General features: G+C 35.6%; 22 protein-coding genes. 19 read left to right on the forward strand and 3 right to left on the reverse strand.

The window, feature by feature from the left end; translation table 11 throughout:
• Window positions 1–160: 160 nt before the first annotated feature.
• The 11 genes from BMS_RS03830 to BMS_RS03880 all read left to right on the forward strand — a co-directional run bounded on the left by BMS_RS03830 (window position 161) and on the right by BMS_RS03880 (window position 11,531).
• The gene (locus tag BMS_RS03830) at window positions 161–1,021 is read left to right on the forward strand and encodes a hypothetical protein (protein ID WP_014243472.1); all 861 of its coding nucleotides are present in this window, start codon (window positions 161–163) and stop codon (window positions 1,019–1,021) included.
• Complete coding sequence (locus BMS_RS03835) at window positions 1,018–1,461, forward strand: hypothetical protein (protein ID WP_014243473.1); 444 nt, start codon at window positions 1,018–1,020, stop codon at window positions 1,459–1,461. Before BMS_RS03830 ends, BMS_RS03835 begins: the two co-directional genes overlap by 4 nt.
• Window positions 1,462–1,551: 90 nt before the next feature.
• A complete protein-coding gene (locus BMS_RS03840; protein ID WP_014243474.1) occupies window positions 1,552–1,731 on the forward strand; it encodes a helix-turn-helix domain-containing protein in 180 nt (59 codons plus the stop codon).
• Between the two features lie 37 nt (window positions 1,732–1,768).
• Complete coding sequence (locus tag BMS_RS03845) at window positions 1,769–3,511, forward strand: type I restriction-modification system subunit M (protein WP_014243475.1); 1,743 nt, start codon at window positions 1,769–1,771, stop codon at window positions 3,509–3,511.
• Window positions 3,504–4,742, forward strand: coding sequence for a restriction endonuclease subunit S (locus BMS_RS16685; protein ID WP_014243476.1), 1,239 nt, complete (start codon window positions 3,504–3,506; stop codon window positions 4,740–4,742). Before BMS_RS03845 ends, BMS_RS16685 begins: the two co-directional genes overlap by 8 nt.
• A gap of 12 nt (window positions 4,743–4,754) precedes the next feature.
• Entirely contained in the window at window positions 4,755–7,973 is a 3,219-nt protein-coding gene (locus tag BMS_RS03855; protein ID WP_014243477.1) for a type I restriction endonuclease subunit R, read from the forward strand.
• A gap of 41 nt (window positions 7,974–8,014) precedes the next feature.
• Window positions 8,015–8,683, forward strand: a complete 669-nt coding sequence (locus BMS_RS03860) for a M48 family metallopeptidase (RefSeq protein ID WP_157868235.1) — start codon at window positions 8,015–8,017, stop codon at window positions 8,681–8,683.
• Between the two features lie 3 nt (window positions 8,684–8,686).
• Window positions 8,687–9,160: a hypothetical protein gene (locus BMS_RS03865; protein WP_014243479.1), complete on the forward strand. Its 474-nt coding sequence runs from the start codon at window positions 8,687–8,689 to the stop codon at window positions 9,158–9,160.
• An 11-nt stretch (window positions 9,161–9,171) separates the two neighbouring features.
• On the forward strand, window positions 9,172–10,143 hold the full coding sequence (locus tag BMS_RS03870) for an AlbA family DNA-binding domain-containing protein (protein ID WP_014243480.1): 972 nt from the start codon (window positions 9,172–9,174) through the stop codon (window positions 10,141–10,143).
• A 571-nt stretch (window positions 10,144–10,714) separates the two neighbouring features.
• Window positions 10,715–11,098, forward strand: a complete 384-nt coding sequence (locus BMS_RS03875) for a hypothetical protein (protein ID WP_014243481.1) — start codon at window positions 10,715–10,717, stop codon at window positions 11,096–11,098.
• Window position 11,099: 1 nt separating this feature from the next.
• On the forward strand, window positions 11,100–11,531 hold the full coding sequence (locus tag BMS_RS03880) for an XRE family transcriptional regulator (protein ID WP_014243482.1): 432 nt from the start codon (window positions 11,100–11,102) through the stop codon (window positions 11,529–11,531).
• A gap of 158 nt (window positions 11,532–11,689) precedes the next feature.
• On the opposite strand, the gene BMS_RS03885 is transcribed toward BMS_RS03880, so the two are convergent.
• Window positions 11,690–12,874, reverse strand: coding sequence for a DUF6602 domain-containing protein (locus BMS_RS03885; RefSeq protein ID WP_044557266.1), 1,185 nt, complete (start codon window positions 12,872–12,874; stop codon window positions 11,690–11,692).
• Between the two features lie 358 nt (window positions 12,875–13,232).
• Between BMS_RS03885 and BMS_RS03890 the strand changes: the two genes are divergently transcribed.
• The 3 genes from BMS_RS03890 to BMS_RS03900 are packed head-to-tail and all read left to right on the forward strand — an operon-like array spanning window position 13,233 to window position 15,936.
• A complete protein-coding gene (locus BMS_RS03890; RefSeq protein WP_014243484.1) occupies window positions 13,233–14,435 on the forward strand; it encodes an AlbA family DNA-binding domain-containing protein in 1,203 nt (400 codons plus the stop codon).
• 10 nt (window positions 14,436–14,445) lie between these two features.
• A complete protein-coding gene (locus tag BMS_RS03895; protein ID WP_157868236.1) occupies window positions 14,446–15,222 on the forward strand; it encodes an abortive infection system antitoxin AbiGi family protein in 777 nt (258 codons plus the stop codon).
• Complete coding sequence (locus tag BMS_RS03900; protein ID WP_014243486.1) at window positions 15,223–15,936, forward strand: hypothetical protein; 714 nt, start codon at window positions 15,223–15,225, stop codon at window positions 15,934–15,936. It begins immediately after the preceding gene.
• Between the two features lie 21 nt (window positions 15,937–15,957).
• On the opposite strand, the gene BMS_RS17980 is transcribed toward BMS_RS03900, so the two are convergent.
• A complete protein-coding gene (locus BMS_RS17980; protein WP_083885943.1) occupies window positions 15,958–16,110 on the reverse strand; it encodes a CGNR zinc finger domain-containing protein in 153 nt (50 codons plus the stop codon).
• Window positions 16,111–16,466: 356 nt separating this feature from the next.
• Between BMS_RS17980 and BMS_RS03905 the strand changes: the two genes are divergently transcribed.
• From BMS_RS03905 to BMS_RS03915, 3 genes are all read left to right on the forward strand, one after another.
• Window positions 16,467–17,588, forward strand: a complete 1,122-nt coding sequence (locus tag BMS_RS03905; protein ID WP_014243487.1) for a lanthionine synthetase C family protein — start codon at window positions 16,467–16,469, stop codon at window positions 17,586–17,588.
• 313 nt (window positions 17,589–17,901) lie between these two features.
• Window positions 17,902–18,579: a type IV toxin-antitoxin system AbiEi family antitoxin domain-containing protein gene (locus tag BMS_RS16690; protein ID WP_014243488.1), complete on the forward strand. Its 678-nt coding sequence runs from the start codon at window positions 17,902–17,904 to the stop codon at window positions 18,577–18,579.
• Window positions 18,576–18,770, forward strand: a complete 195-nt coding sequence (locus tag BMS_RS03915) for a hypothetical protein (RefSeq protein WP_014243489.1) — start codon at window positions 18,576–18,578, stop codon at window positions 18,768–18,770. Before BMS_RS16690 ends, BMS_RS03915 begins: the two co-directional genes overlap by 4 nt.
• A 58-nt stretch (window positions 18,771–18,828) precedes the next feature.
• Here the strand turns inward: BMS_RS03915 and BMS_RS16695 are convergent, their stop codons facing one another.
• Window positions 18,829–20,265, reverse strand: coding sequence for a cupin domain-containing protein (locus tag BMS_RS16695; RefSeq protein ID WP_052590570.1), 1,437 nt, complete (start codon window positions 20,263–20,265; stop codon window positions 18,829–18,831).
• Window positions 20,266–20,365: 100 nt separating this feature from the next.
• On the opposite strand from BMS_RS16695, the gene BMS_RS03925 reads away from it, so the two are divergent.
• Entirely contained in the window at window positions 20,366–21,229 is an 864-nt protein-coding gene (locus BMS_RS03925; RefSeq protein WP_014243491.1) for a LysR family transcriptional regulator, read from the forward strand.
• Window positions 21,230–21,238: 9 nt separating this feature from the next.
• A complete protein-coding gene (locus tag BMS_RS03930; RefSeq protein WP_014243492.1) occupies window positions 21,239–21,763 on the forward strand; it encodes a GNAT family N-acetyltransferase in 525 nt (174 codons plus the stop codon).
• Window positions 21,764–21,909: the final 146 nt, after the last annotated feature.

Below are 21,909 nucleotides of genomic sequence, written 5' to 3' on the forward strand. Positions count from 1 at the left end.
TCACTAATAGGAATAATATCTAGCTGGAAACTTGAGCAGATGCTTTTATATTCTTTAAGAAATCTTGATTTATCTATACTAATTTAAAGTCAAGAAAACTTAATTTTGTAATCCCATGCTGTGGGATTAAAATATGGTGTGTATTTACTAAAGGAAGGTTATGTCAAAAATTAAAGTCGGAACTTATTTTTTAGGTCGAGTAGTAAAATATGGAGTTCTTGATAATGAGAAATTAGTTGAGGCAATTACCAAAGGGAGTAAAGTCAGTTCGAGAAGCTATAACTGGTTAATCACTAATGTTAAACATGTAAAAAAAACTAATATTGAATATGTTTTTGGAAACCTTTCTAAATATACACCTGAAGGAGAGACAGTTATTGTTGATGAGGGAACTAGGAGGACTCACGACGACCATACTGAAAACCTTGCTCTTGCATCCGTACCGTTTGTATATTTACCTAAGTACTCTGGAATTTGCTATTTAAGACTATGGAATCAAATAGATATAAACTCCTTTAAGGGGAGAGTTGGAGACATAATTGAAAATTATTTTAGTAATTTTTTTGTAGGTGTAGAAATTAATGATATCTCAGAGAACTATGCGTTCCTAAAAAAAGCCAAAAAGTTTTCAACAATTAATAAAATAGACTGTTCAATTCAACAACCAAATCCACTATATGGTGATATCTGGAAGCATTTGAAAGAGTATCTAATTTCTAGAAACTCGAAAGAGTTAAGTATTTCAGAGGAGTCTAAAGATCAGTATGGAATAGTTACAAATCTAAATGGTGGTCATAGTGATATTGAACTCAGTTTAACAGATGCTGCAATTCGTATGGCCCTGGCGGGATATGGAAAAGGAAGTGTTACCGGGATTTTGGATGGTGTTCCTGAAACAATAAAAACTAAAGATGATGTAATTAAAATTAAATTCCCTAAAGAACCAGATCCTGAAGAATTAGCTTTAGAGGCGCAAAAGAATTTTATGAGAATTAATAAAGTGCGTGGTTTAAAGCATTGAAGCTAAAAAAAGTATGTGACAAATTTTTAGTATCACCAGAACTTCTAATTTATTTAGCTTGGACTTTTTTTCCTTCTGATCATGAGCTATTTAATCTTGTTAACAAAAAAATAATAGAACATAACGATAAATTACTAGGAATTTCATCATCATCATTTATTTTAATTCAAATTGGAGTTCTTTTTCCATTTAAAGATGGAGCAAATCTGATGAAAGGGTTTCCAAAAAAACAAGAACTATATGAAACCTGTCTAGCTGGTGCTCTCCATTATATATTATTCAGTTTACTATTAGTAGCATCATTTTTTCATGAAGTGATTGTTAAAATAGGAGTCAATAAATACTATCCTATTGTTTCAGTCTTTGGTCTTTTGGTATTGATTATTACTACAGGTATGGCATTTATACATGTAAATATTCTTCTAAGAGATAGTGGTTGAAGAGTTATTTTTTTCTAGCATTTCATTGTCATTGGTTGTCACTTGTAGTCTAATATATGAGTAAAATATTAATTATTTAGGAGTCACTTTATGAGTGAACGGTGGTTGTCTGTTGTTGAAATAGCAGAGCATCTAGGGGTTTCTAAGGAAACAATTTATCGCTGGCTTGAGAAAGGAAAGATTCCTGCTCATCGAGTTGGGAAGCTGTGGAAGTTTAAGGCCACTGAAGTTGATAAATGGATCACTGCTGGTGGAGCAGAAGAGAATTAGGGCCCGAATTGAATTGGTAATGGAATTGGAGAATTAAATGACTCAAAAAGTAACGCAAGCTGAAATTAATAAAATCCTATGGGATGCCTGTGACACCTTCAGAGGTGTTGTCGATGCAGGAGAGTACAAGAATTACATCCTAACGATGTTGTTCATTAAATACCTATCAGATACCTACGAAGAGAAGTACGAAGCCTATAGCGAGCAATTTAAGGGCAATGAGACCAGAATTAAAAGGGCCTTAGAGAAAGAAAACTTTGTACTGCCTGATGGTTGTCACTTCAATGATATTTATAAGCAAAAAGAAGAGAAGAATATCGGTGAGATTATCGATGTTGCTCTTGAGAAGATTGAAAATGCTAACAAGGAAAAACTTGAGAACGTATTTAGAAACGTAAGTTTTAACTCTGAAGCTAATCTAGGAAAAACTAAGAGTAGGAACGCTAGACTTAAGCACCTTCTAGATGACTTCAATAGTCCTAAACTAAATATGAGAAAGTCTCACATTGGGAATATGGATGTTATTGGTAATGCCTATGAGTACTTGATCGCAAATTTTGCTGCTGGGGCAGGAAAGAAGGCTGGAGAGTTCTATACTCCTTCAGAAGTATCTCAATTACTTGCGATGCTTGTTAAACCAGAGAAGGGATCGAGAATATATGACCCGACTTGTGGTTCAGGATCTCTATTAATTCGTTGTGCAGAACAGTTAACAAAAAATGGAATTAATGATTTTCAAATTTATGGTCAGGAGATTACTGGAGCTACTTGGGCTTTAGCGAAGATGAATATGTTCCTTCATGGTTTTGATCGCTCAGTCATTGAAAATGGCGATACTATTAGAAACCCAATTCATTTAGAGAATGATGAGCTAATGACTTTTGATGTGGTTGTGGCCAATCCTCCTTTTAGTTTAGATAAGTGGGGAATTGATGAAGCTAAGAGTGATTCTTATGGAAGATTTAATTACGGTATTCCTCCAAAGAGTTATGGAGAGTTGGCCTTTGTTCAACACATGGTCGCATCTTTAAACGAGAATGGGCGATGTGCAGTGGTGCTTCCTCATGGTGTTCTTTTTAGAGGTTCGGCAGAAAAGAGAATTAGAGAAGGTTTAATTAATGATGACCTTTTAGAAGCAGTTATTGGCCTACCATCAGGTTTATTCTTTGGAACAGGTATTCCAGCCTCAATCATGGTTTTTAATAAGAAAAAGTCAGCCGATAGAAAAGACAAGGTCTTATTTATTAATGGTGATCTTGAATATCAAGAAGGAAAAAATCAAAACAAGTTAAGAGACCAGGATATAAATCATATCGTCGCAAATTATGTCGAGTTTAAAACAGAAGGTCTTTATAGACATGAGGACAAGCATTACTCAAGGGTAGTTGAATTAGATGAGATTAAAGAGAATGACTATAACCTAAATATTCGTCGTTACGCTGATACATCAGCACCTCCTGAAATATTTGATGTAAAGGCGATCCTTAATGGCGGAATCCCTAAATATGAAATTGAGGATGGTTATATCCAAGATATTATTGATGGCTTTGATGTTTCAGTAGTCTTTGATGAAAGAGATAAAGAATATTATGTCTTTAAAAATGAAATAGACTCAAAAGAAAAAATTCGTGAAGTCATGGGGGATGTTGATCAAGCAATTATTTCTCAAGTAGAGAGGTGGTGGGAAAAATACTCAACTGCTTTAAGAGGTATTGAGTCTCAATGTGTTGAAGCCGAAAAAGAAATGAACTCTTTTCTTAAGGAATTGAGTTATGAGTAAAGTGAAGTTAGGGAATCACATCAAAAGCTATGCAGGTGGAACTCCTTCGAGAGGTAACATGGATTATTATCGAAATGGAACGATTCCTTGGGTAAAGTCTGGAGAGGTTTGTAGAAAGTATATCACCTCTGTTGAAGAAAAAATTACTGAGGAAGCGGTTCAAGGTTCTTCAGCGAAATGGTTTCCTGAAAATTCTGTTTTAGTAGCTTTGTATGGAGCGACAGCAGGCCAAGTATCGATAACGAAAATAAAAGGAACCTCTAACCAAGCGGTGTTATCAGTAAATGGTTTAGATGATTTTGATAATGAATATTTATACTATCTACTAACTCACTCTACTCCAGAATTGTTAGTTAAAGTGCAAGGATCGGGGCAACCAAATTTAAGTAAAAAAATTATTGATGAATTACAAGTCGAGTTAAAAGAGTTAGCTGAGCAAAAGAAAATCGCAGAAATTCTCACATCAGTAGATAAAGTCATTGAGTTAACTGAGATTGAAATAGAAAAACTTAAAAACCTTAAAAAAGGGATGATGCAAGACCTTTTAACTAAAGGGATTCGGCATACTAAGTTTAAAGATACTCCCATTGGGAAGATTCCTGAGAGTTGGGAGTGTTCTCAAATTAAAGATTTAATTAAAAATGGATTCATTGAAAAAGTACAAGATGGAAACCACGGGGGAGCATACCCTAGAGTTTCGGATTTTACAGAGAAAGGCATCCCGTTTGTTTCTGCTAAGAATTTACATGAGCATGGATATGTAAAATTTAATGAATGTCCCAAGTTGCCTGAGAGTTATCTACCAAAGCTGAGAATTGGTTTTGGTAAGCCTGGAGATGTTATTTTTGCTCATAATGCTACAGTTGGTCCAACAGCTTATGTTCCAAACTCTGGACAAGATTTTATTGTAAGCACATCTACAACCTTATATAGAAGCAATTCTGAAAAACTAGATAATTATTATCTTTATGCAAGTTTATTATCACCGCTTTTTCAGACGCAAATTTCTAAAGTAATGGGGCAAACAACTAGAAACCAGGTTCCAATTACAGCACAGAAAGAGATGTATTTGACGGTGCCACCTTTAAATGAACAAAACGAAATTAATAATGCTGTTAAAGCAATTTTGGGTACTTTAATAAGTAAAGAAGAGAAACTACAGAAGTTAGTTAGTTTAAAAAAAGGTTTGATGCAAGACCTCCTTACTGGAAAAGTAAGAGTGAAAGTCTAAACGGAGATAAATATGAACTCGATTCTATTCAAGGAAAGAATAGCCTCGCAAATACCAGCAGTGAAGCTACTAATTAATAGTGGATATAACTATTTAACTCCAAACGATTGCATTGAACAGCGGGGTGATACAAATACAGTCATCCTGAAAGATACGCTTAAAAAGTCACTTTTAAAGATCAATTCATTTTCTCATAATGGTGAAAAATTACCACTTCCTGAAGGTCTTATTGATGATGCAATTAAAGAGATTGTTGATTGGAATAACAATAATCTCAGGCAAGATAACAAAGACCTCTACTATCACCTAATAAATGGTAAAGGGCTAACTTTTCTACATGAAGGTGATCGAAAGAGTGCTCATCTTCACTTCTTTGATTTTAAAGAAATTGCTAATAACACTTTTCAAGTAACTGAAGAGTTTAAGGTTCAAAGAAATGGCCGTAAACAACACTATATCCCTGATGTTGTGATTCTTGTAAATGGGATGCCCTTTGCATCTATCGAGTGTAAGAAGCCTGGTCTGAACGACGCAGTTTTAAAAGGGATTGAGCAGCATATAAGAAACCAAAATCGAGAAGGAATAACTAAGTTCTACCTTTTTCAGCAAATTCTTGGATCAATGGCTGGAAGTACAGGGGCTAGGTATGGATCAGTCGGAACACCTGAAGAGTTCTGGGGAACTTGGAAAGAAGATAACTTTGATAATATTGAAGATGAACTTAAAGATCTTGTTAATAAGAATATTGAATCAAGTGTTAAAGATAAGGTATTCGAGTTTCGCCATCCTGCAGATAGAGCAATTATGGAACAAAAGTGGAATGAGGGAGCGAGAGAGGTTACTGCTCAAGATCAGCTTCTTTATTTCGTCTTTAGACCTGAAAGACTTCTAGATATTATTCACCACTATATAATCTATGAAAATGAAACAAAGATTGCTCCTCGTCACCAGCAATACTTTGCAGTAGGTCAAGCCCTTAAAAGAGTTAAGAAGATTAAAGATAATTCAGCAAGAGAAGGTGGGGTTATCTGGCATACTACAGGTTCAGGTAAGTCCTACACTATGGTTATGCTGGCTAAGGCCTTAAGTGCCGACCCTGAGATAGATAATCCTAAGATTGTCGTTATTACAGATAGAAAGAGTCTTGATAAGCAAATATCAGATACATTTAGAGATTGTGGAGAAGAACCTCACAAGGCTAAGAATGGAGAAGATTTAAAAGAACGTATAGAAAAGCGAGACTATACAGTTCTCACAACAATTATTGATAAATTTGAAACAGCAGCTAAGAAGTACAAGGTTAAAGATGAATCACAAAATATCTTTGTTCTTGTAGATGAGGGACATAGATCACAGTTTGGTGAGAACCATGCCTTGATGAAGAATACTTTTAAGAACGCAGCTTTCATCGCTTTTACAGGTACTCCAATTAGAAAGATGGTTAAAAGTGAAGTTGATCAAGCAACTGAAGTTCAGTTCGGTGACTTTATTCATAAGTACACAATGGAAAATGCTCTTGATGATGGAGCTGTTTGTCCAATTGTATATGAAGGGCGAATGGGAGAGTTAACAGGTGATCGTGAAAAACTAGATCGCTGGTTTGATCGTGTAACGAGAGATCTCAATGATGATCAGAAGGCCGCACTCAAGAAACGATTCTCAATGGAGCAGGAAGTTTTAAAAGCTGAAGATCGAATTAGGGCCATCTCACTAGATATAAAGAATCACTATCGCGAAAATTTCAGGTCTGAAGGTGAACCAACCAAAGACTTTATGAAAGGCCAGCTTGCAACTAACTCTAAAGGTGAGGCCTTAAACTATAAGAAGTTTCTTGAAGAGTTTGGAATGAAAGTTGAGCTAGTTATATCTCCTCCAGATATGCGTGAGGGTGCTAAGTCTATTGATGAGGATGATCGCTCAGACATTGTTAAGTTCTGGGATGAAGCAATGGTTAAATACGGTGGAGAGAGAAAGTATCTGGAAACCATAGTTAAGAACTTTAAGAAAGAAGATGAACCAGAGATTCTAATCGTTGTTGATAAACTACTTACGGGCTTTGATGCTCCAAGAAATGCCGTTCTATACGTTGATAAGAGACTTAAAGAGCATAATGTACTCCAAGCTATTGCAAGGGTTAATAGACTCTGTCCAAGAAAGTCTGAGGGGCTTGTAATCGATTATAGAGGTATCTTTGATGATATGAATGATGCCATCGACTTCTATCGACAAATGGAAGGAGCCGATTACGATCCAGAAGATATTAAGGGAACATTATTTGATAAGGCTAAAGAGGTCGCAAAATTAGACGAGATGCTTAAAGCCCTTAAAGATCATTTCTCGTCAATTAGTAATATGACTGATGATGAAGAGATTGGTCGCTATTTGGCTGATGAGAATCGTCGAGCTGAGTTCTATCAGAAGTTCAGAAACTTCCACAATATCTATAAGTTGGCACTTGGTTTTGCTGAATGGACTTATGAGACCAGTGAAGCTGATAAGAAGAAGTACAAAGATGAGTATAAGTACTTTGCTGAACTTAGAACTGTAATTAAAGAACGTTATCCTGATGGGATCAACTATAAAGACTACGTTGATGATATTAAACGTCTCGTAGATGTAAATCTTAAGTCTGATCCTCCAAAAGTGATCGTTGAGCAATTCAATATCTTCGAAAAAGAGAAATTTGAAGAAGAGACGAAGAAGAAGTCTGAGGGGGCTAGGGCCGATATTATTAGAAGTCTTGCTTCATCTCATATCACAGAGCACTTTGATGAGGACCCAATCTTCTATAAGAAATTATCAGAGGTAATTGAAGAGGCTTACGAGAAATATCGCGATCGTCGTATTTCAGAAGCGGAATACCTAGAGATGATGCAAGATGTTCGTGATCGAATTGAAATTGACCTAGAAACTGATGTTCCATCAAAAGTTGCAGAACATCAGACAACAAAGGCCTATTACAGAGTTATCGAAACTCTAATCAGCAAATTAGGTGAAATTGGCAAAGATGAAATTGCAAACTTTGCATTGAAGGTCGATGAGATCGTTAAGAGTCAAGCAGTTAAAGATTGGCACCTTGGCACAGACATTGAAAAGAAAATAATTGGTTCGATCGAAGTCGAAATTTTTTATCCATTAGAAGATAAGTTCGAAGTTACATTTACTGATGATGAGATGAAAGAAATTACGGACAATTTAATGCTGATCGCAAAAAGGCTGGATTATAGATAATGGAAAGTATTGATTTAGGTAAAAGGAAAGTTAATTACAGTTTGAAGAGGTCTAAAAGAAAGACCCTGGGGATAACAGTAAATGCTAAAGGCCAGGTCATTGTTACTGCTCCTGACTATATTCCGATGGATAAGATAGAAGAAGTAATTCAAAAGAGAAAGAACTGGATTATCGAGAAGGTTCAAGAAAAAGAGAGTAATCTTCAAATACAGCCTAAGCGTAAGTTTCTATCTGGTGAGTCTGTGTATCTTTTTGGCAGGCAGTACTATCTAAAGGTCATCAAATCCAATGATTACCATATTGAGATGGGCCATAATCGCATTACTTTCTATGTCAGAGACCTGGATGAAGCAGAAGCTAAGGTATCTGAATACCTCGGTAATGAGTTCAGGGAACTGATTGCTTATAAAACGGCTGAATGTCTTGAAGTATTCAGGGATAGATACTCAATCCCAGTAGTTCCTGAGTTCAAGATCAGAAAAATGGCTAAAAGATGGGGAAGTTGTACTAAAGATGGAGTTATCAACCTTAATCCTATGTTGGTCGCGGCTTCTGCCGAATGTATTGAGTATGTCATCTTTCATGAGCTAACACATTTGTTACATGATGATCATGATGATGAGTTTTTTAGAACGTTAAAAAGTGTTTGTCCTAAGTATAAATATTTGAAAGAAAAGTTAGAGAAAGAAACAGTATTGTTTGAGGAGTAAAAGGTGAGTAATTTTGAAGTTTGGGCCCATGTTCAGCAGCAACAAATGAGATTCTTCTATTCTCTCACAGCACTTAGTTTTACTATTTTAGGCCTTAGTGTTCAATTCTCTCCGAAGTACGGAAATGTATGTCCTTACTTATTAGTTATCTCATGGTTCGTCTTGCTTAAAAGTGGTTTGGTTGGTGGCTGGCGTTTATTAATGATACCTAACCTCCACAGACTAGATATGGAGAGCCAAGATTCTAGGAAGTTTATTAAAGATGTTGAAAAGGCAGAGTCTTGGCCGGGACCTGTTATTGGTACACCTCCAAGCAGAGAGAGTGTGCAACAAGCAAAAGATAACATTGAAAAAGCTGATAGTTATAAAGAAAAGCAAGAGAAGAAAGTATCTTGGACATACTATATCCAAGTGTATGGGTTTGTTCTTGGAGTATTTTTAAACTTGATTTTTGTTACGGTAAACTATTTAGATTAAAAAGGTAATAAATGAGTAATGCAGAGGGAATATTCAAGGATTTAATTGATAAAGAGAGTTTGAAAGAACTAATTAATGAAGTTGGTAAAGAAGATTTATATATAGACTTCAAGAGAGTACCCAATGCTTCCGAGGGGAAGTTCTGTGATTCTTGCAGAAAGAATTTAGGAAAAGGTCTTAGCGGATTTGCAAACTCAGCAGGTGGAGTACTCGTTTTTGGCGTTAAAGAAGAAGGTGATGATCTTTTGCTTGATCCAATTAATGAGGTTCGAAGTTTCGATCAAAAAATTCAAGAGAATATAAATAGGCTGACTAGTTATAATGTTCCTGAAGTCATTTCAAAAATAATAACTGAGGGGGAAAATTCTGGTTACGTTGCTGTCTTGATTCCTAAATCAGACTTAGCTCCCCACCAGCTAATTCAAGACAAGAAGTATTATCGTAGAAGTGGTGAGTCATTTAAACCAATGGAGCACTATGAACTTGAGAATATGTTTGGCAGGGCACCAAAGCCTGTACTTGTTCCAGATATTATTATTGAGAGGAATGGAGGTTCTTCTACACATCATGACTATAAGTTGATTTTTGGTATTAGAAATAATGGCAGGTTAGCAGGTACATATCCTTTTTTGGGGATAAATTTGAATAATGGTTATTCAATTGATTCTTATGAACTAGATGGCAATAGAAACCCTGGACTACCGAAGCTGAGAAACTCTAATACTGGAGGGAACAGATTCGTTGAATACGGACAAGCTGGCGATACTATAGTATTTCCAGGTCATTTCTTAAAAGTAACTTGTGCCAAGATCAAGGAAGATAAAAGAACTAATACATTTAACTTGGGCGACTTTTCTGCTGATTTTAAAGTAGCATCTAAAGAATCACTATTAAGCGAGAGAACAATTACAACTTCAATTGATGAAATTAAGGAAATGATTGCTTCAGGAAAGTCTTATTTTGAACTTTCAGAAGATAATTAAAAAATTTGTAGTACTTTGTAGTGTGCTGCACACCTAAACATTAATCAAATCAAATAGATAAGGTACCCTTCACCACCTCCACTATCGGATTCCGGTGGTGGAAGCCCTCTTTCCTTAAACATTACTAAAATCAGCTACTTAATTACAGTAACTTGCGTTTGAATCGGACGTTGAGACCTGTCTGAACTTGTCTCAAACTGTCCCGATGTGGCTATTTGTGGCTCGGAGTTTATTTACGCTTTGCGGGAATTGATGAGAGAGGGGTAACTGAGGGGCTTAACTTCTTGCCAAGTAGTAATGGGAATAAGGAAATACTTAGTTTAATTTAAGTTCAATTTGTCGCCCCTTGGTCGACATTTTGTACCTTAATTAAACCAAAAATGAAATAATAAGGACTACCAATGTGTAGTCCCTTGCGAAAAGTACTTAACTAGGTGAATGTATTAATAAATGATGTCTAAATACATAATTTTGTATTTTTATGTGGTAAGTTGTTGTAAATATTGTCGTTTGAAATGAGGTTACAAAATTTTGTAATTTTTTTATGGTGTATTGTCGATAGGGAGTTATAATGGCTAAAAAGAAGCCAGACTACGATAGAGGAAGAATTGAAACAATCGAGCTAAAAAGGTCAATTGTTTTCAATGGTAATACTATTAAAAAAGCTGTTATTGAAATTGATCATATAAATTATGGACTTAACAGCAAGACGAGAGCTTTAAATACAAAGAAACGTACGAGTTTCACTGTAAAAGATGTTGAGAAGTTCATTATGCTTCTTGATGGAGAAGACATCATCCCAGATGACTACAAAGGGAAGAAGTCTCAGTTTAGCTTAAGAATCAACTGTCCAATAGATGGAAAGTTTTTTGATAAAGAATTCATAATGATTTTTGATACGCATTATGACAAAGAAGAAGAGATTCATACAATTACATTAATTCCAGGGTGGTAATATGAACTATACAAATGATGACATTTTAAAAAGAATTGAGAATGCTAAAAAGAACAAAAAGAAGCTTACTCATGTTACCGATAAAAGCTCTCTTTCAGTAGAAGACAAAGTTAAAATGAGTCTATGTAAGCACTTTGTTCAGTTTGCTAATGAGAAAAAAATGAAGTCTAAGGACTTAAGTGATTTAACTGGAATTCCTGCTAGTCGCATATCTGAAATTACAAATTACAAAATAAAAAAGTTCTCAGTCGATCAATTGTTAAAGAACTTAACTGTCCTTGGGGAACACTCGCCACGAATTAGGGAGTACTTAATCTTTATAGAGAAGGCCATTGAAGTTCCTGCGCTTAAAGTTACTGAGACTAGGAAGCTGACTAAAGGAATTAAGACCTTTATGGAGGCAGGTGGGGGAGAAGGATTCCTTCACGCTTAAAAACAAGACCTTAAAGAATTTGTTATTTATACAGGGGAATTTGCCCCCTTCTTTTATCTACTTGTTAATTGTGTTACGAAAAATGTTGCTGGCGAATGTCGTACGAGACTTGCTGTTACAATGATGATTTAAAGTCAAATTTAAGTTGTAAAAGTTATTTACTCTGCAAAAAATTCATCATAATCGAAATCTTCTCGTTCATCAAAGTCGCTTTCTTCAAGTGCATTTACATCAACTGAGTAGATTCTTTTGTCTATTACTATCTGAACGCCTTGAAATGCAGGATCGTTATATTGTGGAAAGTTATTTTCATCCATTTGAATTTTTCTTACGTTTAAGTACGGTAGATTATTTGGATTGTACTCATAGATTTCATAGTCATAATCAGACTCATGTGTACCCATTGGAATTGCTCCAAGCCAATCTTTAAATATTTGTGTTTGAGTTTTTGGTTTTATATTTTCACAATATTTAACGATCTTTTTTATACCATTGTAGTTAATCTTTTTAGGTGGTGAATTTTTACCATCCTTATTCCGCTTCATGAAACGATCGTGCCCTGATACTTTATACGGGCCAATTAACTCAGGCATTTTTAAGTATTTATCTAGGTCAAAAGGGGCGAGTTTAAGGAAATTAAGTTCGTCTAGAAGTTGCATGTAGAATCTAAGTAGCGTGTGTCTTTTTGTTTTTCTCGTATAATACAAGTCCTCAGGCTTGTTTGGTATATTAAATTCATTAAATTCACTTCTCAATCTTTGGTTTGGACCGACTATCCCTTCATCTAGTGTAATAATAAAATCAGGGCGATATTTAATACTATCTAATTCCCCATCAAGGGTTTTCAATTGATCAGCGATAACTTTTAGTTCCCTAGAAGCCTCAAATGCTACAACTAGTCCAACTATATTAGGGGCACCTAAGCCTGTTTTCATGCCCATATTGTCATCATGAGTAAATCCTTGTTTTGGAATAATCTTTTTTAGGCTCTCTATGTTTTTGTATGCACTTTTCAGTTCCGTACTATTAAGAGATGTTTTAACTTGAATTACACAGTAGACTATTTCTATAGGGAAAAGTGCATGGCCATCTTCGTAGATAAGCTTAGGGCATTTGTCTTTATCATAGATAATAATGTCCATTTCACCGCTATGCTCATTATTTGACGTTACAACCTCACCTTTACCAAAACCATATTTACTTGGAAGCACAGTTTCTAAGAAAGACTTTATAATATCCTCTCTGTTTGTACCTCTCCCAAGTTTATGATGAGCCTCTTTTGTGCTTTCAAAGTCTACTTTCATTTTTTGAGCTACGCTCATGAATTTTTTTCTTATATTCATAGAATATTCCCTGCATGATTTTTATATAACTATAGACAAATATATTTTATATGAGAATAGGTTTTAAAATATCAGAGCATACCAAAATGAATGGATTTGAATTAACTGGCAGACAGGTTGCCTCACTCTTTATTGAATATGGATGAATGGGGAGAGGGTCAAGATATTCTAGTTTTTGTGACAACAAATGATAAAATTGATATGTTTAGGTGTGGAATACTGCTTCCATGAAGTTGCGTGATTTCAGGTGGATGGAGTCTTTTTACATGTATGACGTATTAGAATGCTTTATTTCCTTACAGTAAAATTTCATCTTTAAAAAAAAGATTTAAGCGGATTAGAAAGCGATGGAGAATTTATGAACTATTCTGACATATCAGAGATAAATGAGGCTGAAATAAGAGCACTTATCGAAAATGAAGTGATTGAAAATGCACATTTGGAATACAAAAAAGATATCCATTTTAATAATGATAAAGAAAAAAAAGAACTCCTTGCTGATATTTGCTCATTCTGCAATATCGGTGGTGGGGTAATTCTTTATGGTATCGATGAAAAAAGGGATGAAGGAAAGACTACAGGATTACCTTCTTCTGTATGCGGTTTAAGTGTTAATCTTGATGAGGTTATTCGCAAAATTGACGAATCTGTAAGACATAGTATTGAGCCAAGAGTGATTGGTTTAAAAATGGCACAGCTTGAGGTCGATGAGAAGATTGTACTTGTAATATTTATTCCCCGAAGTATTAATCCTCCCCACATGGTTACCTTTAAAGGAAGTAGTAGGTTTTGGAGAAGAGCAAATGCTAGTAAATATCAGATGGGAATGGAAGAGATAAGAGAATCTATATTAGGTGGAAATAATTTAAGAACTAAAATCAAAGAATTTAGGAATCAACGTATTGGAAGTATCCTGTCTAATGATACACCTGTTGAACTTGTAAGTAGCCCAAAAATTATTCTTCACATAATTCCAATAGATAATTTTTTAAATCCAAAGATCGACCTGTCAAAAATAAATCAGAATGATCGATTAGGTTACTTTCCAGTAACAGGAGCTTCTTGTAATGAAAGATTAAATTACGATGGGTTTTATACATATTGGGCTAGTTCTTATGAAAGTGGAGGAGAAAATTATTCATATACTCAGGTATATAGGAATGGTGTGATCGAAAGTGTCGATGCGTTTTCGATAGGAGAGAGGGGGGAAGACAAACAAAAGTTAATTCCAAGCGTTTCGTATGAAGAAGATTTGATTAAGTTCACTGATAGAGTTTTGGGCTACCTTGCTAGAGATGGAGTTTCAGGTCCTGCAATTCTATACTTAAGCCTTTTAGGAGTGAGAGGTTATGAAATGGCTATAGGATCTGGCTTTCTTCCACGTTTTAATAAAACGACCATTGATAAGGATGACTTGATTTTGCCCGAAATATATATAGAAGATATTGAAAACTTTTCAGCTTTGTCAGTATTGAAATCTTCTTTCGATCTTATATGGAATGCTTGTGGGTTCGAGCGAAGCTTTAACTTTGATGAAAATGGAAATTGGAAAAGACGATAAGAGTTTTGCTATGAGTAATTATAAAAGCTTAAGTTATATATCTAAGATCTTTTGGCACTTTCTTGGGCCTAAACCTGTAGACTATGTAGATGCGAAAGATAGACTTAGTTCATATCGGGAAATCCTGACTAGACTTGAATCTATGATCAATGACTCAGAAGAAGTTGTTTTAGAACGATATATTGGGAATGGTAAGTTTTATGAGAGACAATTTGACTTTGCCGAAGATAATTTTATGGCAAACTGGGGGACATTGAATTCAATCTCTACTCTTGATGAGAATAAAACATACTTGATCGAAGAACCTAAAGCTCTATGTTTTTGTGATATACCCATAAATCATTTACCTGAACATATGAAAAAGTATGGTGATATTGGGATTGGAGTAAGAAAAGATGTTCTTCAATCAAAAGTAAATGACTTTTTACCTGTACACTACAGGCCAATTAGAAATAAGAGTGACTTCTTAAACATGAAGGATCATTTCTCAAAGAAAGATCCAAAAGAACGTAAGTTTCGCTTAAAGAGATACTCTAAGATACCTACAGAGTTTAGTGAGTATGATGATGGTTATACTTCTAAGTCAAATACAGAAACTTTCAGCCAGATATATGAGGAGAGAGAATGGAGGACTTTTGAGAAGGTAAAGCTAAAACGAAGCGATATTAGTTTTGTTCTTTTACCTGATCGTAATATATTAAAGGGAAAAACTGAATTCAGAAAAATACAAGAATTAATAAACTCCGAAATTGGAGTTATTTATGCAGAAGAGTTGTACGGAGAATAAGTGAAAAGAAAAAATATATTAAAAGGTTTACATAAATTTCTTGCAAAACAAGATAGTGTTGGAGAGTTATTAGAGATTTTAGTGTTACCCCAGGTGGTAAACAATAGTGATCTGGACCTTCGTAGAAGTATTGTTTTTACAAACGTAGATAACCCAGAACAGCTTCTAGATAAGATAAATGATGCAGGCATTTTAATCGAAGATCGTAATCATAGAACATATCAAGACGTAGATCAAATTTTGGAAAGTGATCTCATTGACCTAGGGGATTACTCTTTAGAGAATAATTGGAGGTGTCGGATTCTTAGGGAGGGGACTGATTTCACCTTGAATACACCAAATGATGAGCTTTCTAACCTCTTGCTCAAGTCATATTGGAGGTTGGTAATAACGCGGCACGAAGATCGCTATTTTCCAAAATATAATTTACAGCCTGTCTTTTATTACCCTGGGGACAGTGTTGGTGAGATGGAGGACTTCAAGAAAGGTATATCCCAATTTGTTGAGTATATTTTAAAGTCTAAAAAACTCGACGTTAATTTTGACTATGTTAAATTCTTTTCAATTGATAGAGGAAATGAAATTGAGACATCAGAACTTAATCCATTTGGAGACGAAGATTTCTTAATGACAGATTTCCTTAGTCGAATTACTGCAGAAAAATCTCAAACGATTGATACTATATATAGTGCCTATCAAGATATTTGGAGCTAGAGCTAATAGTAGTTTTATTAACTAACTTTTGTTCTTTTTTCTCATCTTTTTAACTCTACTTCTTGAACCACAAGTTTTAGAACACCACTTTACATTAGATCGACCGATAAAGAATTTCTTGCATTCGGGACTTTGGCATCTCTTGAGCCCATCAAGCCAGCCAAGTGAGGTCATGCTTGAAAATAAGTAGCATGCAAATACAGCAGGCTCGGGATGATGTTGAAGATGTGCAATATGAGTCGTAATAAGTTTTTTATTTTCTCTACCGACAAAGCATTGGTGCCTTACCGGGTGACTTGCCTACACTTTTGATTAGTATTAAAATGAATTCACCCAAACGTTACACAAAAGAGTAGTGATAACGTTTATCGAAAGAATGGGCCGTCGTGGCTATTTTGGCTACACTTCGCTTTGTGCTCTTTATGAAAACAGAGCGTCGCTAGTCTGTCGCACCTCCACCACTTAATTTACATCCAAAACCTCTCTAGTTAGACTATAGACCTAGTATTCAAATATCGAACTGAGGTCACATGATTTACAATCCAGAAAGACATGAAGAATTAACCACTGTTAATTGGGATGAAAGAAAAGTCATTGATTGTATAGAGTCTATATATGAGGACTCTCAGAAAAACTTTGATAGTATTGAAAAGCAAACAATGTACTTTGGAAAAGCTGGAGCTTTATTTGGTCTTTTAGAAATATCGAAATTCTTAAATAGGCCTTTGTCTCTAGATCCTAAGAAAGTTATTTCTGAAGTTTATGCGGCTTACTTAAAAAATCCAGATACAGAAAGTGTTGTCCCATCTCTATATTTAGGAGAAGTAGGAATATTACTCGTCGAATACTTGGTAAATCCGTCTAAGAATTTAGAGAATAAATTATTTCACTTAGTTAAAAGCAATATAGAAAATCCAACTCTTGAGGCCCTGTGGGCAGCTCCTGGGACAATGATTGCTGCGAGTTGGTTTTATGACAAAACTAAGAAAGATGAATGGAGAGAGCTATTCGTTGAGAATGCTGAGTACCTTATTACTAAGCTAAAAGAACAGAGTGATGAAAACTTAATCTGGCAGCAGGACCTGTATGGAAAGAAAGTTCGATATACTGGAGCTGGGCATGGTTACTTTGGTAATATGTTTGGAATTTTAAAGAATATTGATTTGTTAAAATCTGACGATAAAGAGTATGTCCTATCGCATATAAAATTGGTGTTAGACGAATTAGCAATTGAAGAAGATGGCGCAGTTAATTGGGCGCCAGTATTTCCTTCGAACCCTGAACTTAAACCATTAACTCAATGGTGTCATGGAGCTCCGGGAATTATAAATAGTCTAAAGCGGTACCCTCAAAATGACCCTGTAGTAGAGAGCTTACTCGTAAAGGCCGGCGAACTCATATGGAGAGCTGGACCACTCACAAAGGGTGTTGGCATTTGTCATGGAACTGATGGAAATGGATTTTCATTCCTACAATTGAATAAAAGAACAGGGAATGAAATGTGGCTAGAAAGGGCGAGGAAGTTTGCCATGCATTGCCTTTCACAACGTAAGAACGAGTACACACTATTTACAGGTGATATTGGCTTGGCCTTATATCTAATTGCGTGCATAGAAAAGACAGATAACTTTCCATTTCTTGATGATTTCTAATCGTTTATTTGAAGACTCTGACGGACTTAATGTTTAAATGTCTACTCAAGTAGACTTTTGTTGAGAAAATCATGAAAAGGTATGTAATGTATACTGGAGTATACATATGAGTGGTGAAGTATCGCTACTCTTATGAGCCAATTTCTATATCTGCCTAACTATTTAATATTATTATAGGTAATGCTTTTGTATTTCATATTTTCTGTAATAACTTTATGTCGTGTATTATAATTGACATATATAAGTTACACTTTCTTGGTAAAGTAGTGTAATATATTGATGTCATCATATTTTTTTGACATAGGTAAGTTACATGAGTGAAAACAAAATAAAAGAGCTTAGAGACATAATTGGGAATAGAAGTTTCCAAACAAAAGATGCATTAGAGCACGGAGTGAGTTCTCGAATGCTTTCTTTTTATACAAATAGAGGTGATATTGAGCGTATAGGCAGAGGTCTTTACATATTCTCAGATTACGATGTCGAAGTTGATTATGAGTTTCATGAACTTGTACTGACAGCAAAGAGCATAAAGGGTTCTGTAATTTGCCTAGTTTCAGCACTTAGCTATTGGGACATTACTGATGAGATTCAAAAGGATTATTGGCTAGCAATTCCAAATAATCATCCTATTCCAAAAGGTCGAAAGAGAACTAGATTTATTCGACCAAGGGATCTTGTTACTGGAGTAATAAGTAAAAACATTGCTGGAGTTAAGGTGAAGATAACGACGCCTGAAAGAAGTGTCTGTGATGCTTTTAAATATCTCGACGAGGAAGCCGCGATCACTTCACTTCGCTCTTACATGAGTCAGGAAAAAGTAAATATTCCTGCACTTCTTAATACAGCAAAAAAACTTAAAGTAAAAAAGGTTCTAGAGATAATGAGAGAGATTGCTGAGGCAAGGGGCAAAGACTATCCTACAATTGATAGAGATAAGTTTAGAGACTATGTATCATGGCTCACTGATCAAAAGGAAAATACTAAATGAGTGTTGAATCAATAAGGGCCAAGCTTAAAACAATCGCAAGAGACACTGAAATTCAGCTCATAGAAGATTTTAGTATAGAGCTTAGTTCAAATTGGGAGTTATTTATGAAGAAGCTTGATAATTGTCCTGAGACTATTGGTGAGGTCATTAAAGGTATAAATAATTATCTAGGTTCAAATAGAATACTTTAAATTTTCTTACGAATATTTAGCACTTGTTGCTTTAATCTCAATGTCAAAAAACATTCACTTAAAGCAACTCACCAATTCGATGAATGAAGAGGTTCATAATTGACCAGCTTTCTTTTTGCAGTTCAAAGTAGCGCTCGTATTTATAGTCTGGCTCGTCCCTAAGAAGGTCTAGTCCCATTTCATCGTGTCCTTCGTCGGCATGCATGTGGGAGTTAATATGCTCGCTCTTTTCTTGCAGAGTATTTGCAAAGTGTGAGTAGAATAAGTGGGCGCATTTTTCAAGGACCATTTGCACCATGATGATTCGCTCGCTATTGTCTAGAAGATAATTTCTTTGAACAAACCAAGCACAACTTGACTCTAGAATTGGGTCCCAGATCTTTTCTCTCTTGCGCTCCTTTGCAAGACTTTTGTTATGACCTAGTTCTTCAAGAAAGTGTTCCATAAAGACTTTGCCATGGGCCTTAGAGTCACAAAGCCCCACTCTCAAATACATTAATCTTTGAAAGTGATCGCTCATAACCTGCAGACAATCGAGTAGGGTGTTTTGCTTTTCAAGTGAGTCGATACTTATTTTAAATGTGTGGTTATTATTGTAGAAGTCCTGTGCTATCTGATTATTTCTTTCAATCAGCTGATCAAACTTGCTTAAGAAATTCACTCTTGGAGATTCTTGATTCTCATAAAGACCTGTAGGGTTAAATTGTACTGATAATGCCCAAAATGATTGATTGGCCTCAGTCTTAAAGCCATGGTTTGCACCTTCTGGAACGAAAACAATATCACCTTTCTTTAGCGGGAACTCCTTATCTGCTGCAAAACAACCTTTTCCCTCTGTAAGAATAATCATGCTATCTTCTTGATGACGATGGGGCGCAAGGCTTTGACCATTCTCAAGCTTTACCCAGGAGCAAGAGAAGTTACTTGGAAATAATTCCTGCAAAAGAGTATTACTTGAAAAGTTTTTTAAAGTTCCAAGGTTATGGTGAACACCACCAACGATGGCCTCATGAATACTAGGGAGCTCTTCTCTGGTGATGATTTGAAGTTGTCTCTCTTCTAGAGGCACTGACTCACGATCAAAGTATGTCGTTTCAGGGTTTTCTTCTGATTCAAAAATTGCAGTTTCTTGAAATTGAATAGAGAGCGCTTTAAATCCGTTTTCACCTTTTCCGATAAAGCCGTGTAAATTCCACTCAGGGATATACACTACGTCGCCGGCCTTAATATCCACTTGGCTGTCTCCGGTACTGCGCCCTTGGCCTTCTGTAATGATGAGAACACTGGCACATGGGTGATAGTGCTCCTTTAATGACTCGCCAGATCTAAGAGCGCTCCAGCTGATAGAAATATCCTCAGGAATATGTGTCTTTAAATATGGGTGAGACTTAAAGTTTCTAACTTCACCAAGCTGTGTGACTTCTCCTTCAAGTGTAATTTCCGTCATACAGGCCAGGTCTTGTCTATTTATTGTATGGACAGCAGTTTGATTCATATTCTTCTCCCTTTTGATTAGCTTACACAGGCAGATTAACAAACTAGAAAACTTGCGCATAATTCAAAAGAGATATATAGTGATTCTAAAAAGGAATCATATGCGCCTTCGCGATCATATAGAGAAACTCAATTATTTTGTGGCCTGTGTTGAGCATGGTACTCTTCGAAAGACCTCTGCTGCAATCGGAGTCGGACAACCACAGTTAACTAAAGTCATCAAACAACTTGAAGACCTTCTTGAGACACAATTAATTATTCGCTCCCGTCAGGGAATTACAACCACAAAAGATGGGCAATTACTTTACGATGAAGGTAAACGCATTTTGCAATCTGTGGATAAGTTAGAATTTTCTCTCAATCAAAGTGAAGAAGAGCTACACGGAGAGATCACGATTGGAACTTACGATAGTATCTCTCGATATTTCTTTCCTGACTTTATAAAGTATATGAATTCTCTTTTTCCAAAACTATCTATAAGTCTCTATACTAGTCGTAGTGATGATCTACTAAGTAAGCTTAAAAAAGGAAAAATAGACTTTGCTGTCTTTGTGGGAAAGAATAGAAGTAAAGAGATAGTATCTAAAGTTGTTTATGATGATCACTTCTGCTTTTATCAATCAAATAAACTTGAAAAATCTTTTACTAAATCTCTCATCTACTTCCCATCGCCTCTAGAGGGGGACTCTATGAAGGAGATGACCAAGAATTTCGAAACTTTTCATCATTGCATGAATCTTGAAACAGTTTTGAGTCTCACGAGTTCTGGACTTGGAGTAGGGCTCTTGCCAACGAAAGTGGCGCAGGAACAAATTCTAAGTGGTAAGCTCAAGTATATTTATCCCAGTCAAAAGTTTGCTCCTCATAGTGTTTCGATCGCTAAGTCAAAGAAGACAGACTCTACAGAGGTAAGTATCGTATACGATGAGGTGCTGCGCTTTCTCAATATTTGGCTTGGGCATTAAGGGAATGTAATGAGTAAGATAATTTTAAGACATTTAAAAATTTCAGATGAAGAACAATTTCACAGGGCCAATAATGCACAATGGGGTGACTTTCCCTTTGCTCACTACTGGGAGACATTGGCTGAAAAAGACTTTTCTAGATACGTTAGAATTTTACCTGAATTTTCAAAAGGTCTTCATCTACCTAAAGGACATGTTCCTTGTACTTTCTTATTTGCCTTCAACGATAAAGGCGAAATTATAGGTCGCACCTCAATTAGGCATGAACTCACAGAGCATTTGCTTCAAGTTGGCGGACACATTGGATATGGTGTTGTTCCTGAGCATCGCCAAAAGGGTTACGCGACTAGTATTCTAGAGGAGTCATTAAAGTACATTAGAAGTAACTTAGCAGGAATTGATAGGGCCCTAGTCACTTGTGATGAGGGGAACCTTGGATCTCAGAGAACTATTGAAAAGAATAATGGTGTGTTAGAGAATATTATCGATACACCCAGTGGAATTAGAAAAATGAGGTATTGGATTTCACTGTAACTACTATGATATGCACTGCTGATTACTTCCGATCTATGTAATAATCTTAACTTTTGGACAAGGAATTGAACATGTCCCAAAAGAGAGGCCCTTTCCCTTGGACGTGTCTTGATAAAAATAAGATTTTAACTCAATAAATTTACGAA

Origin of the sequence: Halobacteriovorax marinus SJ, from assembly GCF_000210915.2 — a bacterium.
Lineage (GTDB): Bacteria > Bdellovibrionota > Bacteriovoracia > Bacteriovoracales > Bacteriovoracaceae > Halobacteriovorax > Halobacteriovorax marinus.

What these genes read in the sequence shown, in the direction of transcription:
- BMS_RS03830 (WP_014243472.1), top strand. Translation starts at nt 161, where the DNA reads ATGTCAAAAATTAAAGTCGGAACTTATTTTTTAGGTCGAGTAGTAAAA.
- BMS_RS03840 (WP_014243474.1), top strand. Translation starts at nt 1,552, where the DNA reads ATGAGTGAACGGTGGTTGTCTGTTGTTGAAATAGCAGAGCATCTAGGG.
- BMS_RS03845 (WP_014243475.1), top strand. Translation starts at nt 1,769, where the DNA reads ATGACTCAAAAAGTAACGCAAGCTGAAATTAATAAAATCCTATGGGAT.
- BMS_RS16685 (WP_014243476.1), top strand. Translation starts at nt 3,504, where the DNA reads ATGAGTAAAGTGAAGTTAGGGAATCACATCAAAAGCTATGCAGGTGGA.
- BMS_RS03855 (WP_014243477.1), top strand. Translation starts at nt 4,755, where the DNA reads ATGAACTCGATTCTATTCAAGGAAAGAATAGCCTCGCAAATACCAGCA.
- BMS_RS03870 (WP_014243480.1), top strand. Translation starts at nt 9,172, where the DNA reads ATGAGTAATGCAGAGGGAATATTCAAGGATTTAATTGATAAAGAGAGT.
- BMS_RS03875 (WP_014243481.1), top strand. Translation starts at nt 10,715, where the DNA reads ATGGCTAAAAAGAAGCCAGACTACGATAGAGGAAGAATTGAAACAATC.
- BMS_RS03880 (WP_014243482.1), top strand. Translation starts at nt 11,100, where the DNA reads ATGAACTATACAAATGATGACATTTTAAAAAGAATTGAGAATGCTAAA.
- BMS_RS03885 (WP_044557266.1), bottom strand. Translation starts at nt 12,874, where the DNA reads ATGAATATAAGAAAAAAATTCATGAGCGTAGCTCAAAAAATGAAAGTA.
- BMS_RS03890 (WP_014243484.1), top strand. Translation starts at nt 13,233, where the DNA reads ATGAACTATTCTGACATATCAGAGATAAATGAGGCTGAAATAAGAGCA.
- BMS_RS03895 (WP_157868236.1), top strand. Translation starts at nt 14,446, where the DNA reads ATGAGTAATTATAAAAGCTTAAGTTATATATCTAAGATCTTTTGGCAC.
- BMS_RS17980 (WP_083885943.1), bottom strand. Translation starts at nt 16,110, where the DNA reads ATGACCTCACTTGGCTGGCTTGATGGGCTCAAGAGATGCCAAAGTCCC.
- BMS_RS03905 (WP_014243487.1), top strand. Translation starts at nt 16,467, where the DNA reads ATGATTTACAATCCAGAAAGACATGAAGAATTAACCACTGTTAATTGG.
- BMS_RS16690 (WP_014243488.1), top strand. Translation starts at nt 17,902, where the DNA reads ATGAGTGAAAACAAAATAAAAGAGCTTAGAGACATAATTGGGAATAGA.
- BMS_RS03915 (WP_014243489.1), top strand. Translation starts at nt 18,576, where the DNA reads ATGAGTGTTGAATCAATAAGGGCCAAGCTTAAAACAATCGCAAGAGAC.
- BMS_RS16695 (WP_052590570.1), bottom strand. Translation starts at nt 20,265, where the DNA reads ATGAATCAAACTGCTGTCCATACAATAAATAGACAAGACCTGGCCTGT.
- BMS_RS03925 (WP_014243491.1), top strand. Translation starts at nt 20,366, where the DNA reads ATGCGCCTTCGCGATCATATAGAGAAACTCAATTATTTTGTGGCCTGT.
- BMS_RS03930 (WP_014243492.1), top strand. Translation starts at nt 21,239, where the DNA reads ATGAGTAAGATAATTTTAAGACATTTAAAAATTTCAGATGAAGAACAA.